This window comes from Mucilaginibacter sp. UYCu711 (assembly GCF_050433825.1).
Taxonomy (GTDB): domain Bacteria; phylum Bacteroidota; class Bacteroidia; order Sphingobacteriales; family Sphingobacteriaceae; genus Mucilaginibacter.
Genome location: NZ_JBNPWM010000007.1, coordinates 189,610 through 204,185 on the forward strand (window position 1 = coordinate 189,610; position 14,576 = coordinate 204,185).

The 14,576-nt window shown below is 43.6% G+C and carries 16 protein-coding genes; 6 read left to right on the forward strand and 10 right to left on the reverse strand.

What is annotated here, in order from left to right:
• The first annotated feature begins 19 nt into the window (after positions 1-19).
• Positions 20-1,666, forward strand: coding sequence for an ATP-binding protein (locus tag ABIB50_RS16355; RefSeq protein WP_429381305.1), 1,647 nt, complete (start codon positions 20-22; stop codon positions 1,664-1,666).
• 37 nt (positions 1,667-1,703) lie between these two features.
• On the opposite strand, the gene ABIB50_RS16360 is transcribed toward ABIB50_RS16355, so the two are convergent.
• Positions 1,704-1,859: a hypothetical protein gene (locus ABIB50_RS16360; RefSeq protein ID WP_429381307.1), complete on the reverse strand. Its 156-nt coding sequence runs from the start codon at positions 1,857-1,859 to the stop codon at positions 1,704-1,706.
• Here ABIB50_RS16360 and ABIB50_RS16365 point away from each other — a divergent pair.
• A complete protein-coding gene (locus tag ABIB50_RS16365; protein ID WP_429381309.1) occupies positions 1,858-2,778 on the forward strand; it encodes a molybdate ABC transporter substrate-binding protein in 921 nt (306 codons plus the stop codon). The genes ABIB50_RS16360 and ABIB50_RS16365 overlap by 2 nt on opposite strands.
• Before the next feature lie 359 nt (positions 2,779-3,137).
• Positions 3,138-4,445 (forward strand): O-acetylhomoserine aminocarboxypropyltransferase/cysteine synthase family protein, encoded by a 1,308-nt coding sequence (locus tag ABIB50_RS16370; protein WP_429381311.1) that lies wholly within the window; start codon positions 3,138-3,140, stop codon positions 4,443-4,445.
• 183 nt (positions 4,446-4,628) lie between these two features.
• On the opposite strand, the gene ABIB50_RS16375 is transcribed toward ABIB50_RS16370, so the two are convergent.
• Positions 4,629-5,705 carry a dipeptidase gene (locus tag ABIB50_RS16375; RefSeq protein WP_429381313.1) on the reverse strand — a complete coding sequence of 359 codons (1,077 nt, stop codon included), beginning with the start codon at positions 5,703-5,705 and terminating at the stop codon, positions 4,629-4,631.
• 4 nt (positions 5,706-5,709) lie between these two features.
• Positions 5,710-6,174, reverse strand: coding sequence for a RidA family protein (locus ABIB50_RS16380; RefSeq protein ID WP_429381315.1), 465 nt, complete (start codon positions 6,172-6,174; stop codon positions 5,710-5,712).
• 136 nt (positions 6,175-6,310) lie between these two features.
• Here ABIB50_RS16380 and ABIB50_RS16385 point away from each other — a divergent pair, with 136 nt between their 5' ends.
• Positions 6,311-7,861 carry a family 43 glycosylhydrolase gene (locus ABIB50_RS16385; protein WP_429381317.1) on the forward strand — a complete coding sequence of 517 codons (1,551 nt, stop codon included), beginning with the start codon at positions 6,311-6,313 and terminating at the stop codon, positions 7,859-7,861.
• A 404-nt stretch (positions 7,862-8,265) separates the two neighbouring features.
• Here ABIB50_RS16385 and ABIB50_RS16390 read toward each other — a convergent pair whose 3' ends face one another.
• The 3 genes from ABIB50_RS16390 to ABIB50_RS16400 form a co-directional block, all read right to left on the reverse strand.
• Positions 8,266-8,487 (reverse strand): hypothetical protein, encoded by a 222-nt coding sequence (locus tag ABIB50_RS16390; RefSeq protein WP_429381319.1) that lies wholly within the window; start codon positions 8,485-8,487, stop codon positions 8,266-8,268.
• A 69-nt stretch (positions 8,488-8,556) separates the two neighbouring features.
• Positions 8,557-9,228: an NAD(P)-dependent oxidoreductase gene (locus ABIB50_RS16395; RefSeq protein ID WP_429381320.1), complete on the reverse strand. Its 672-nt coding sequence runs from the start codon at positions 9,226-9,228 to the stop codon at positions 8,557-8,559.
• A gap of 10 nt (positions 9,229-9,238) precedes the next feature.
• The gene (locus ABIB50_RS16400; RefSeq protein ID WP_429381322.1) at positions 9,239-9,703 is read right to left on the reverse strand and encodes a hypothetical protein; all 465 of its coding nucleotides are present in this window, start codon (positions 9,701-9,703) and stop codon (positions 9,239-9,241) included.
• A gap of 109 nt (positions 9,704-9,812) precedes the next feature.
• Here ABIB50_RS16400 and ABIB50_RS16405 point away from each other — a divergent pair, with 109 nt between their 5' ends.
• Together ABIB50_RS16405 and ABIB50_RS16410 are read left to right on the forward strand one after the other, a co-directional pair.
• The gene (locus ABIB50_RS16405) at positions 9,813-10,445 is read left to right on the forward strand and encodes a MarR family winged helix-turn-helix transcriptional regulator (protein ID WP_429381323.1); all 633 of its coding nucleotides are present in this window, start codon (positions 9,813-9,815) and stop codon (positions 10,443-10,445) included.
• 139 nt (positions 10,446-10,584) lie between these two features.
• On the forward strand, positions 10,585-11,223 hold the full coding sequence (locus tag ABIB50_RS16410; protein WP_429381324.1) for a hypothetical protein: 639 nt from the start codon (positions 10,585-10,587) through the stop codon (positions 11,221-11,223).
• Between the two features lie 294 nt (positions 11,224-11,517).
• Here the strand turns inward: ABIB50_RS16410 and ABIB50_RS16415 are convergent, their stop codons facing one another.
• The 4 genes from ABIB50_RS16415 to ABIB50_RS16430 form a co-directional block, all read right to left on the reverse strand.
• Complete coding sequence (locus ABIB50_RS16415; protein ID WP_429381326.1) at positions 11,518-11,724, reverse strand: hypothetical protein; 207 nt, start codon at positions 11,722-11,724, stop codon at positions 11,518-11,520.
• A gap of 76 nt (positions 11,725-11,800) precedes the next feature.
• The gene (gene cls / locus ABIB50_RS16420; protein WP_429381328.1) at positions 11,801-13,237 is read right to left on the reverse strand and encodes a cardiolipin synthase; all 1,437 of its coding nucleotides are present in this window, start codon (positions 13,235-13,237) and stop codon (positions 11,801-11,803) included.
• 453 nt (positions 13,238-13,690) lie between these two features.
• Positions 13,691-13,891 carry a hypothetical protein gene (locus ABIB50_RS16425; protein ID WP_429381330.1) on the reverse strand — a complete coding sequence of 67 codons (201 nt, stop codon included), beginning with the start codon at positions 13,889-13,891 and terminating at the stop codon, positions 13,691-13,693.
• Positions 13,892-14,011: 120 nt separating this feature from the next.
• Entirely contained in the window at positions 14,012-14,374 is a 363-nt protein-coding gene (locus ABIB50_RS16430) for a hypothetical protein (protein WP_429381331.1), read from the reverse strand.
• Between the last annotated feature and the right edge of the window lie 202 nt (positions 14,375-14,576).

A 14,576-nucleotide genomic window follows, 5' to 3' on the forward strand; every position in this document is an offset into this window, starting at 1 on the left:
TTGAAAGATAGATACAATAATGAATGAGCCGAAAATTCTGATTCTCGAAGACAATGATTCAGATGCTGATCTGCTTTGCCGTGAGCTGAAAAAGTCAGGTATTAATTTTACTTCAAAAGTTGTTCAAAACCGTAATGATTATGAGCGGGCTCTTAAAAGCTTTCAACCCGATATCATTCTTTCGGATTATTCCCTTCCGTCGTTTGATGCAGTCACCGCTTTTAATATCAAACAAAGCCATTACCCATTGCTTCCATTTATTATTGTTTCCGGCATTATCGGGGAGGAAAATGCGGTTGGCCTTATTAATAGCGGAGTTACGGACTATGCTTCTAAAAACAACCTATTTACGCTGCCTGCAAAAATACTGCGGGCACTAAAAGATACCGAAATCAGGCTTGAAAAAATACTTGCCGACGAAAGATTACAAATTCAGGCAACCGAGTTAGTAAGTGCTAACCGTGAACTCCTTTTTCAAAATGGAGAGAAGGAAAAAAGTGCACAGGAATTACGCAGATCGAATGAATTGCTCATTGAAGAGAAAGAAAAAGTCAGATCGATCAACCAGGAGTTATACGAATTAAATCTGGAACTGGAACACCGGGTTGCTTCCCGCACTAAAGCATTGGTGGAAAGCGAAAATCGTTTTCGCAATATGATGGAAACTATCCCGCAGATCGCGTGGACGAACACGATCAGCGGCAAAGTCGATTTCTACAATCAGCGGTGGTATGACTACACCGGACTGGACTTCGAACAAAGCGGGTCGACCGGCTTTATTGAAGTAATCCACCCCGATGACCTTGCAGAGGGTTTAAATCAATTTAGTTTGCTATACAAAGGGCTTGAAGGCGGTGAATTTCAAATTAGGGGTAAAGGTGCTGATGGCACTTACAGATGGCATTTAATTCGTTTGATGCCGGTAAAAAGCCCGGAAGGTGAACTCCTGCAATGGGTCGGTACCGCTACTGATATCCATGAATTACGTTTATTGCAGCAACAGAAAGATGATTTTATAAATATTGCCAGTCACGAGTTGAAAACACCCATTACCAGTCTTAGGGCTTCGCTACAGTTATTAGACAGGATGAAAGATAATCCTTCACCTGCTATGCTTCCTAAGCTGATCACGCAGGCCAATAAAAGTTTGGATAAAGTTTATATCCTTATTGACGATTTGTTAAACACGAGCAAAGCAGATGAGGGGCAACTGCAAATTAACCACCAAAAGTATAATCTGTTAACCTCAATAAGCGAATGTTGTGAAAATGTGCTTAAAGAAAGCGATTTCACTTATAGTGTTGAAGGTGATGCCACCCTGGAAGTTTATGCTGACATTTCCCGCATTGAACAAGTCGTTACAAATTTTGTAACTAATGCGATGAAATATGCCCCTGATTCTAAAGAAATTAAAGTTCGGCTTGAAAGTTTTCCCGATATGGTAAAAGTTTCAGTTATTGATAAGGGTGCCGGAATTCCAGCAAAAAACTTACCTTCCTTGTTTGACCGCTATTATAGAGTTGATCACAGTGGGGATACCTATACTGGCTTAGGGCTTGGGCTATACATTTGTTCTGAAATTATTAAAAAACATAACGGGACGATTGGAGTAGACAGCGAAATAGGGATAGGCAGTACATTTTGGTTCACATTGCCGATTTCATAATATTCCGCTAGGATATACTTCTTTCTAAAATACCATGTTAATTAATAGCAATTTTATCAATAATATTTTTAGCGTCTACAATCGCTTGTATATCATCACGAAAGTTCGAACTATTGCCGCTTCCTTCTACTTTGACAGTCAGGCTTTTAAGGTTTACCCTTGAAAGCCTTTCTTGTTTTACCACTACCCTCATGAAATACATTTATCAATTTGTACTTACAAGCGTAATAATTATCGCATTAAATAGCGCTGCAAAAGCCCAGGATCACCGTTTCGATCCGCCCTGGAACACGCCACCCCAAAGCAGCGTAATGTTTACCGTACCGGGTATTGATAACGTCCCCGACCTGTTTGGCGACATTAACGACCCGCAGCTGGTTATATTCTTTGCAGGCAATCAATTTATGTGTGTTGATGATTTGCTGACGGCGTTTAAAAAGGCGTATCCGCAATACCAGCGTGTTTTTGCAGAGACCTTGCCTCCCGGAATTTTAGCAAAGCAGATAGCGGGCGGCTCTGTAACTATTGGTAATATGCGTATCACTTTAAAGCCTGATGTATTTACCGCCGGCAAAGGGCTGATAGACCAAATGGCTGATAGTTTTACTTATACCGCGCCTTATGCTTACAATAACCTGGCTATTATGGTGCAAAAAGGCAATCCAAAAAATATTAAAGGACTCACAGACCTGGCGAAGCCAGAGATCCGCATAAGCATGCCTAACCCTGCCTGGGAAGGAATTGGCAAACTTATTGAAAAAGCCTACGTAATTGCCGGTACAGAAACGCTGCGCAGAAAAATAATGGAAGATAAGGTAAAGGATGGGAGTACCTACTTAACGCAAATCCATCACCGCGAAACACCCATGCGCATTTTATACAACCAGGCCGATGCTGCCCCGGTTTGGCATAGCGAGGCTTATTATCAAAAACTAATAGGCCATCCCACAGAACTTGTTGAGATACCCGCCAGCCAAAACGTGAGCGAAACCTACGTAGCCGCCCAATTAAAAACGGCCCCGCACGCACAAGCCGCTAAAGACTTTATGGACTTTTTAACCGGGCCAACTGCTAAAGCCATTTATAACAAATACGGATTTACAACTAAATAAGTGTGCGCGCTGTGCTATTTACCTGCCCGGGCTTTTTTAAAAGCCTTAACCAATTGCCTTGCATCATATTTTTAATATCAGCATCGGTAGCTTTTTTAATGCTTATTAAGAGGGAAATACCTGCTGTTGATTGTCGCCCTAAAGTTCTAAAATAGGGAATCAAAGTTAGAAAATAGGGAATATCCCCCAACTAACTTCATGCCAGCTACACTACTATTGCCAATAGTATTAACTATGAGAAACGTTATCGTTCAAGCTGTACCTCACAGTCTATAATCTGGACTTTTGAGGCTAACACACTCAGTACACGACAACTACCTTTGCCGCTATTATATCAAAATAATTATTAAATAAAAACTATGTCAACACTTAACTTAAAATTCGAAACCCTGCAACTACATATGGGCCAGGAAGCCGACCCAACTACCGGCGCCCGCGCCGTTCCGTTGTTTCAAACCACCTCCTACGTGTTCAAAAACGCCGAACATGGCGCCAACCTGTTTGCTTTAAAGGAGTTTGGCTTTATTTATACCCGTTTAATGAACCCTACCACCGATGTTTTTGAAAAACGTATAGCGGCCCTTGAGGGTGGCGTAGCCGCGCTTGCCACGGCATCGGGCCAGGCGGCGCAGTTTATCGCCCTGAATAATATTATGCAGGTAGGTGATAACTTTGTGTCCTCGCCCTTTTTATACGGCGGCACGTATAATCAGTTTAAAGTTGCTTTTAAACGCCTGGGCATTGATGCGCGTATTGCCAGTGACGACTCGCCCGAGAACCTGGAAAAACTCATCGACGGAAAAACCAAAGCCATTTTTATGGAAACCATTGGCAATCCCGGCTTTAACATTCCCGACTTTGATAAAGTTGCCGCACTGGCCAAAAAACATGATCTGCCACTGATCGTGGATAATACATTTGGAGCAGGCGGTTACTTGTTTCGCCCGCTAGAACATGGCGCACACGTCGTAGTTGAATCCACCACCAAATGGATCAACGGCCACGGTACCAGTATTGGCGGCGTCATTGTCGACGGCGGAAATTATAACTGGGGTAACGGTAAGTACCCGCAGTTCACGCAACCGTCAGAAGGTTATCACGGTTTAGTATTTGCCGATGTTTTTGGTATAGGTGGCCCGTTTGGCAATATCCAGTTCATCATTCGCGCACGTGTTGAGGGGCTTCGCGATTTTGGGCCATCACAGTCGCCGTTTAATGCATGGCTCAATATCCAGGGCCTGGAAACGCTTTCGTTACGGGTACAAAGGCACGTAGATAACGCGCTTGCACTGGCACAATGGCTGGAAGAACACCCGAAAGTTACCAGTGTAAATTATCCCGGCCTGCCGTCATCCCCACATCATGCGTTAGCTAAAAAGTATTTAAAAAATGGTTTTGGGGCGGTACTTTCTTTTGAAATTGAAGGCGATAAAGACAACGCCAGTCGGTTTATTGATAACCTGCAACTGGTAAGTCACCTGGCCAATGTGGGCGATGCCAAAACGCTCATCATACAACCGTCGGCCAGTACCCATCAGCAGCTATCGGATGCCGAACAACTGGCAGCCGGTGTATTGCCGAACGCTTTGCGCGTGGCCGTTGGGATAGAGCATATTGATGATATAAAAGCCGATTTTACACAGGCTTTTGCCAAACTAACTCAATAAAAGGGGCAGTCTTGTCCTTACAACAGAATTTTAGCCGGCAGGCCCCTGTTTTTATAAAACGATCAACCTGGAGAGAGGGTCGCCTTATCGGCGCCCTCTTTTTTTCTCTAAGGATTTTCAAAAAACACTTCTTAATGCCGCTGCAACACGGCTATTTAACGCATCGGATTTGTGGGCGCTGTGTTATTTATCTGCCCAGGCCTTTCTTAAAAATCTTAGCCAATTGCCGTGCATCATATTTTCAATATCAGTATCAGTATAACCGCGTTTAGCTAACAGCCCGGTTACTTTTTGCAGATCAGCAATAGTTTCCAGGTCGTAAGGGCATTGCTCGCGGCCAAAAGCGCCATCCAGGTCGGTACCCATGCCTACATGTAAAGCATTGCCCGCCAGTTGGCAGATATGATCAATATGGTCTATCATCACCTCAAGGTTACAATTCATACCCCGTGGTGTTGATTCTCCACGCACCCAGTCAGGCACCATCATCCAGGCATCCAGCGCGGCGCCAATTACAGCACCGCGGTCTATTATAGCTTTGATCTGCTCATCGCTGTACTGCCGGTTATGGTTCACCAATGCGCGGCAGTTATTGTGGCTTGCCCAAACGTGGCCGTTAAAATTATCCAGCGCTTCCCAAAAGCTATCATCACATAAATGGGTGGCATCTAAAATTATGTTTAGTCGCTCCATTTCTTTTAACAGCTCGTGCCCCTTCGGCCCCATAAAACCGGTGGCGTCGGTCCCCTGCGCGTACCTGCCGGGGCCATAATGCGCGGGGCCAACAGCCCGGAGCCCAGCGTTATAGGCACGCTCTAAATGACCAACAGTAACCAGCGAGTCAGCACCCTCTAAACTTAATATATAGCCAATAGGTTTAGTGGTGCTATCAGTACCATCGGCCCAAAGTTTTATATGTTTATTAAGGGTAGCTAAGTTATTTACCTGCACCATTTCGCCGGCATCTTCCATGGCCTTGTACCAGGCCAGTTGTCCCTGCGTTTGCGCCCAGGCCTGTTGCGGCGAGTGCCAGCCCGGCAACTTGTTACCGGGAGCCACATACCTTGCTATTTGAGTAGCTACTACCAGGCCGATATTGCCTTTACGCAGTTCGGGTAAGGATACGGTTGCTTTGGCCCGGTCTGGTTTATCTGTCAGGCCGAGTTCGCGTTCATTGATGGCTGCAACCGGTTGGGTAAGGTCGCGGTTCCACTCCAACGCGTTCATGCTCAGGTCAAGATGTGCATCTACTATAAACATGCTGTTATACTAACTCAAAAAGCGCCTCAATCTCTACCGGGATATTATCAGGCAACGAGCCAAAACCTACGGCACTGCGCGCGCCAATTCCGTTTTCTGCACCCCAAACCTGCGCGAACAGTTCGCTGCAACCATTGATTACGTATGGGTGCTTTTCAAATTCGGGCGTACAGTTAACCATACCTAATACTTTGATAACGCGCTTAACTTTATTCAAACTGCCCAGGTTAGTTTTAATGGTTGATAGGATTGCCAAACCAACCTGCCTTGCGGCCAGCTTGCCTTCGTCCATATCCATATCCTGGCCAATACGGCCTATGATCAGGCTCTTGTCGTCCTGCACTGTACCGTGGCCTGATACGTACAGATATTTACCATCAATAAGGCAGGGTTTATATACACCCAGCGGTGTTGGTGCCGGCGGCAGATTTAAGCCGGTTTGTGCGAAATTTTCTTCGGGAGAGTTCATGTAGTTGTAGCTTATATTTTTTTTAAAAGTACATAAGCTTATGGCTAAAAAGAAGCACGTTTTATAATTTATGTATAGGCACCTGCTGTTTATTTTGTAAGTTAGTGCTTTGGCAAACCCGCCATAAACCTGTTATATGAAAGCAAATCCAATCACATCCGTAGCCTGTTATGTGGCTGCTATAATTTTATCTGTTTCGATTTTTTGTGAAGCCCCGAAAGCGTTCTCGCAGGCTAAACCAACAGCTGCCAGCGTAAACTTTGATAAGGATGGCCACCAGGTTACCCGTTTCAGCACCGTTGGCGATGCGATTGACGCGCACGACGGCGAGATTGCCCTATTTAACGGCACCTATTACCTGTATGGCACCAGCTACGATTGCGGCTTTGCCTGGGGTGATAAGAAAGCCCCTTTTTGCGGCTTTAAAAGCTACTCGTCAACCGATATGGTGAACTGGACGGACCGCGGTTACCTGTTCGATGCGCAGACCCCGGTTTGGCAAACACGCTGTAATGGCAATACTTACGGCTGTTTCCGTCCGCATGTTATTTATAATGAGCAAACTAAGCTATATGTGCTTTGGATAAACGTTTACGACAATGTATCGGGCTACCGCGTGTTCACCGCCAGGCAGCCTGCCGGCCCTTTTACCGAGGTTGCCGAACCCAGGCTGGCTGTTAACAGCAATATGCCCGCAGCGGGCCTGAACAACGGCGACCACGATACCTTTATTGACGATGACGGCACCGCTTATTTAGCCTATACCGACTGGCGCACCAAAGGCAGTATCATTGTTGAAAAGCTAAGCGCCGACTACCTTACCGGCACCGGCGAATATGTTGGCGGCATAACCAAAGGATCAACCGAGGCACCGGGTATGTTTAAGCGTAATGGCATCTATTATATAGTTTATTCTGATCCTAACTGCGGGTACTGCTCGGGTACCGGCGCTTCCTATCGCACTGCCAGATCACCGCTGGGGCCGTGGAGCGAGGGCAGGAAGATCAGTGATAACTCGTGCGGCGGGCAGCCATCGTTCGTGTCGACCATTAAATTAGGCTCGGGGACGGTTTATTTGTTTGGCAGCGACCTGTGGAACCATGCTGCCAAGAACGAGGCCCAGGCCAACTACTACTGGGCCCCGCTGGCCTTTAATAACGACGGTTCCATCAAGCCCATGACCTGCGAGCAGGCGTTTAAGATCTCACCCTCAAACAATAAGGCTACTCCGGGTAAAGCTGCCGGACCAGGTTACCGCCTGCATGGCGACATTGCCAGGAACATCCGGCGCAGGCAGTCGTTCAGGGCGGCCAAGTCCGGCACGCTGGCCGGCATCAGCCTGACCACTTTTAAGAACGGGTACCCGGATGCAGGCCTGCAGGTTGATGTTTATAAAGCCGATCTGACCGGGGCGCATACCGGCAAGGCGCTGTACATCCAAACCCTGCCTGCCGATGCTATTGGCTGGGCGGCTAAGAGCATCACTATTCATCCCAAAGTGGCGGTTACCAGGGGTGGTAATTATTGTATCGTGCTCCGGTCGGCAACTGCTACCGGGGTTTATGGGGTGGCTTATAATGATGATGTTAAAGCCACTGCCGGGGTTGAAAGCTATAGCAGTAATGGCGGTGATAGTTTTGCCATCGAGCCAAACCGGGCGTTGAAATTTGGGGTGGTGATAAAGTAATTTTTTTATCAAAATTCTGGCGCCAAATTTCAAAAAAATACGGCGTTTTTTTGTCGATAACTTGTTGATTTACAATACATCGATAGTTGCCATATATGTACCATTATCCCCCATATAAGCCTGTCGTATACCCATATAAGCACCAAAATTTGCCACTTTTTCGCAACCTTATTGCGCACTCATGGTTACGCTAACAGCAACCATCACCCTGTTAAAAAATTAATTTAAAAAGTGGTGACAAAGTAGCGCCACCATTTTGGTGGATAAGGTTGCCGTTATTTGTAATAATAGGCAAATTAGAAAAAGACCCCGGTGGCGTTTATACTCTTGTCATACCGTCCTACTCGTTTTTCTGTCGGGCCAAACCGATCTTTAAAGTTTGATATAATGATCAAATAAGAAGATCATACCAACTCAATACATAAGTAGCCTTTGCCCCTTAACAGTTGTATTATAGTTTGTTTTTTAAGCGAACAGGAGACCACCCGCAATACCCGGTCCTCGTCTTCCTGGTCAACGTTCCAATCTTCTATATCGTCGCGGCTCTCCAGTAAGAACTTAACCCGCTGCTTATCACTTTCTGTACAGATATTGGTTTTAAACAGATGTATATGGTCAAAATTCATGTTACTTTTTTTATTTGTACTATAACTATCAGGAAGTAAAAAATTGGACAAAACACCTGATATTTTTAATTAATATGCCATTTCTATCGTAGCGTTATAGCTTTCCTGGTTATCAATGTTATTGATCATATAATGCGCTACATCGGCTCTTGAAATGCTTAACCCGTTTTTAAGGAAATGATTAATGGCCACTCGGTATTGCCCGGTTGCTGCAGTATCAGTTAGCCTCGGAGGGCGCATTATCGTCCAATCTATATTACTTGCTTTTACCAACTGTTCCATTATGCGCAGGTCGGCATACATATTTTTCAATAATCTCTGGAGGATATATTTGGCCGCGAATCTTACATAAAAGGGTAACACGGGGCTGATCTCCAATGCCGACGCGGATATAAAAAAAGCGCGTGCTACTCCCGCCTTATCCATAGCGTGCAACAAGTTGGCATTGCCCTGCGAGTAGGTAGTGGTTGGTTTATCAGAAAAGATCCCTCCGCTAACGCCTAAGGCAGATATCACTGCGTCTTTATCTTCCAAATACCTTTCAAAAGTATCTGGCTTTAACACGTCTCCCCTTACTATCTCCAGCTTTGGATGTTGCAGGGATAGTTTAGCAGGGTCTCGCACTAAAGCGGTTACATGATGGCCCGCCTCAAGGGCCAACAAAACAGATTGTTTGCCAATACCACCATTAGCGCCAATTATCAGCAGCTTGCCCGGGTTTGGCGATTGTACAATTTTCATAGGTGGTTTGTTAGTTGAATTTAAATACGCTTAAAAAAATAATGGCCAGAAACATGGCCAACTGCATTAAATGAAACCTGCTTAGGTTTACCCTTACACGGCTAATTTGGCCGGTTACATCGGCAATATCTTCGTTTAAAAGTTTGCGCAGTTTGATGCCCTGGCCGCGGCCTGCTAACAAACCATTTAATATAATAAGCACTACCAAACCAAATTTTATACGGAACCATAATTGTTCGCCGAAAACGCCATTAGTTAAAGCCATCATACCTATGCCCGTGGTAATAATTACCGCCGCGCCAATACCCAATAACCGCGGAAGCTTGTTCATGAGTTGCAACAGGTCTGTTGGTACTTCTTTTTTTTGATCAAACAGTTTCCAGAAAGTTTGATAGGCTATATAATCGATTAAAGTGGTGCCGGCCATAACTATTAAAGCCGCTAAGTGCAATGTTAAAAATAGGTGATACAACATGTCTGTGAAGTTAAATTAATACCATTTGGTTATATATATATCACAAATTAATACCATTTGGTTGTAATAAACAAATATTTTGGTATATTATTTTTAAATTTGCTTCCAAATGGTAGTAAATAAGACAGTAGAGCTGGTTAAATTATGGGGAGCTTATGAGGAGAATTATCCAAATAATTCGCTCGAAGATTTTTTTCGCCACCAATTAGCCGCTAAGGCTAAACCCGAAAAACATGTTATGCCGGAGGGTAAACTAATTCCTGATATTAACGGGCGGCTGGTAATCCTGCTGCGCAGGATAGGCAAGTTTCATATAGCCTACTCTAATAAAGCATTAGAAAATACCGGGTTGGTCCAGATGGAAGAGTTTGGGATACTTGTCACAATTTATAATGCAAAGAACCCTATTAAATCAGAGGTTATTTATAATAGCATTATGGAGCTATCCAGTGGCACCAATATGCTTTCCAGGATGAAAAAACGTGGATTGGTAACTGAGTATACCGATAAAGAAGATAAGCGGATAAAACGCCTTGAGGTAACAAAAAAAGGTGCAGAAGTATTATTTAAAGCCAAGGACCACGTAATGAAAGTAGCACATATGATGGTTCATGATCTATCAGACAACGACAAACAGTTGTGTATACAGTTGCTGTCGCCTATAGATAAACGCTTTACAGGCGCTTTCCAAAGGCAAAAAAACAAATCTATCGAAGAGATCTATCTCGAAAATATGGCTTAGGCTATTCGGTGATAACACCAACAAGGGCGCGAATGTGGTGTCAAAATAGCGCCACCATTTTGTTGGATAGATTGTGGTTATTTGTAATGCGCGCCGTTGAATTAACTCTCCAAAAAATGTATATTTGGATATTGTTTAAATGAAAAACGTCAAAGATGAATTACAGAATATCGTTTTCGGAGATGAACAAACTAGCTCAGACAGCCGGCTCAAAAAAGCTCAAAATTTCCTTAGAGGATATGCGGAAGCAAGCGGTCCAATTGAAAAACAGCAGCGTTTCAAAGATAAAGAAACAGCAGCCGTCATAAGTTTTGCCACAAAGGAAAATCTTTTCTATACTACCTCAATTCTTCCAAAAGATTTTATCAGTGAAGGTGCGGAACAAAAGGTTTATCGATTTGATGACGCCCATGTTTTAAAAACGAATCAGGGTGTTTTTTATGAAAGCTGGCTTGACTATTTCAATAGTCTTTTGGTTCATAATTTTTTCTTCCCTACAACTGCATATACTTTTCTGGGCTTTCAATTAATTGAGGATGAACTATATTCAGTGGTCAAACAAGAGTTCATAATTTCAAATGAAAATACAGACCTTGAGGCGGTAAAGGAGTTTTTGGAATATAACGGCTTTAGGAATAAACGAAACAATGATTACTTCAACCCTGATATCGGTTTAATTTTTGAAGACCTGCACGACGAAAATGTACTTTCTTATGATGGTATATTTTATTTCGTTGATACCATATTTTATTTAACGCAAACATTTTATACAAAATAAAACCCTCGCTGTTACCCAATAACCTAAGACTATTTCACAATCGTTCGAAGTCATAGACTCTAAGAGTAAGCCAACCATTTTGATGGATAAAATTTTCGTAATTTTATAGTATGAGCAAAAACAAAACTCAACAACAATTTGATAAAATAAATCTGCTTAAAGAAGAACTTCAACATTAAGCACGGAGACGATTATATCCCAATTAACAAATTTTAACAAATCAAATGATATTGCTATAGCTTATAAGCTGCTGGATAAAATCCCGGAAATCATCATTAAAAATATTGCCCATTCCTATTTTGGCGACCTCATGCTAAAAATCGTCTTATCCATTTTAGGGGGATCATTCTCCGGATAATTGTAGGCAACACTATTCAGATAGTTAGCTATGCGCAAACGCTCCTGCCAGGTTAAGCTACGGTAATAAGCAGCCTGATCGGTTACTGCTCCTTCTGCAGTTTGGGCTTTAAATGCTGTACGATCTAACCTATATGAACTCATATTCAAATATAACTACTTCAATCTAATTTATAATATCGAATAATAAATGTCGAAAATCAAACACCGAAGTACCCCCCTACAACAGCGGCGATAACAACCTGCATAGTTTTTCGGGCAGCTGCTTAAACAAGGTGCGTTTTGCCCAGGCTTTGGCATTGATCTGTTTGGCGTGTTTAATATCGTCGGCAAAGGCCCGGCGCAATTGGGCCGCAATTTTATCATCGTACACCATACAGTTCACTTCAAAGTTCAGCTCGAAACTGCGGTGATCCATATTTGCAGTACCAACAATGGCCAGTTGCCCGTCGGACACCAGCGTTTTTGAATGAACAAATCCTTTTTCATATAAATATACCTCAACACCCGCTTCCAGCAGCGCGCCGTAGTATGACCGCGCGGCTGCGTTAACCAAGCGCGAATCCGATTTATCGGGCACCAGCAATTTAACTTTAACACCGCTAAGCGCGGCCACGCATAACGCGTCAAGGATAGGCTCGCCGGGGATAAAATAGGGCGATGTGATCAATAGCTCTTCCTTTGCCAGCCCGATGGTTTCCAGCAGCGAATACATGATGGTAGGATGGTCAGAGTCGGGGCCACTGGCGGCCATCTGCACAATGGCGTCGCCGCCGGTTTTTTCGGAGGTGAAATAACCGGGTTCGATAGGCAGCTTCTGTTCGGCACAAAAATTCCAGTCGCAAATAAAAAGGTATTGCAGGTAATAAATGCCCGGCCCCGTTATCATAATGTGCGTATCGCGCCAGTACAACTTTTTGGGTTTATTGTTGATATAGCGGTCGCTAACGTTAATACCACCCACAAACGCGGTATGCCCGTCTATCACAATAATTTTGCGGTGATTCCGGTAATTGGTACGGTTGGATAAGGCAATGAACCAGATCTTATAAAATGGGAAAGCCTCTACCCCGGCATCCTTCAGCTCGCGGACAAATTCTTTACGTATAGACCGGCTGCCGAAATCATCATAAATAAACCGCACCCTAACGCCTTCGATAGCTTTCTGAATAAGGATGTCTTTAATTTGATCAGCTATCTCGCCATCCTCAAAAATATAATACTCTAAATGGATATGGTGTTTGGCTGCGCGCAGGGCCTTTAACACCTCGGGGAACTTTTCTTCGCCGTTAAGCAATAGTTTAACTTTGTTATTGCCGGTAAGCGGGCTGTTATCTTTTAGCAATAACATTGCTAATTTTCTATGGTTCTCTAACTCCGGCTCGCCACTGTCTAATGCCTTTTCCGACTCGTTGACAATTTTCTGCCGTATCTCGGCCAGCAAGCTACTGTCGCGTACTATCTTTTTGCTGTACAGCTTATTTTTGCGATAGTTGGCCCCAACCGCGAAATAAATGATGATACCTATACCCGGTATTAAAATAACTACCAATAAATAAGCAAACGTTTTACTGGTCGACCGGATATCATAAAGCACTTTGCTGCAAACAAACAGTACCAGTAAAATATAGAGGGCGCAAATAATATACCAGTGCATTTAGAAAGGTTTTGGTGAAAAAGCGACAGTCATTTTTTACGTTATAACACTAAATGCAAGATAGTGTTTCTCGGCTTGATTAAGGTGTATAATTAGTAGTGTTCGATATTCAAGAGCCAGCGGCTCGGCTCATATTGTAGCAACGGGTTTTAACCCGTTGACATTCAATAATTATATAACGAGTGCCGTCGGCACGGTACATTATATGGGCCGAACCTACCTCTCATACCTGTTTTGTTTCGATTTTCACCGGGTTAAAACCCGGCGCTACAATATGCGTCGAGGCTACGCCTCTGCTTGCTGCTCCTCAAAATTGCCACTTTTTTAACCGCTCCGATCTCACAATCAAACAACTCAGAATAACATTTTTTGCGTTTCGATCCAAAGCCAGGCTACATTTTTTGTCCCCTCGGGTCTCTCGCAGAGTATCCTGAGGGGACATGAAGGAGACTTTTACAAAGTTTTGCGCATTATAGCTACGTCAAAAATTGATGTAAATATGTTCCGCCCTTTATATTTCACCCAAATATTTGACCATCCAAGCGAATCGTACCCTAAAAAAATCACATATGGGTCTTCTTCTTTAAATCCTGCAAAACTTTTGCCTATATATAGCAATTCTAACCCTTCTATTAACTTTTCGGTTATATACATAATAAAATGATTTAATGCACCTTACACAACTGTTGGTACAACAGCCATGTCACGATACTAATTGACGATAATTCTTTAAACACAAATATTAGTCAGTTTACTACTGATTAGCGTTCAAAATCAAATTCTGAGATAGAAGCAACGCTTTGCCTGCAAAGCGCAGACAGGTGAAGTGTAACGCGATAAGTTAAACCCGGCGAGCGATGCCCCGGGATAATGAAACGGCTTGGTAATATATAAAGGTTGTGGTACGCTGTTGTCAGTAAATCTTCTGTTGATTACAAATTTGTAAATCTTCTTTGTAACCAGGATAAGTTGGCCCGATTCATCGTAGCCTCTGGGTGTTATGCTGCTGGCGGTGTAAGCTTGATTTTGAACAGCAACACGCGGCGATACCATATATTGCAGGTGAGTAAGCACCACGCACAAGTAAGCCGCCAACAGCAGCGTAACCTTAAAACGTTGAATTTTACTTAACCCCATATTTGCAAGTTAATAAAAATACATTTAACGGGCAGTATTGTTTAGTAAACTTGTAAATTTACCATACGCCTCAGGGTCCTTTACAAGAGGCCCAGAGGGGACACTGAAGAATGACTTCCTAAGTGCCGGTCGTCATCCGGAGCTTCTCGAAGGATAGCGGGCAAAGCTCTCGTACGTCTGGTTCGACGAACTCACCATGACA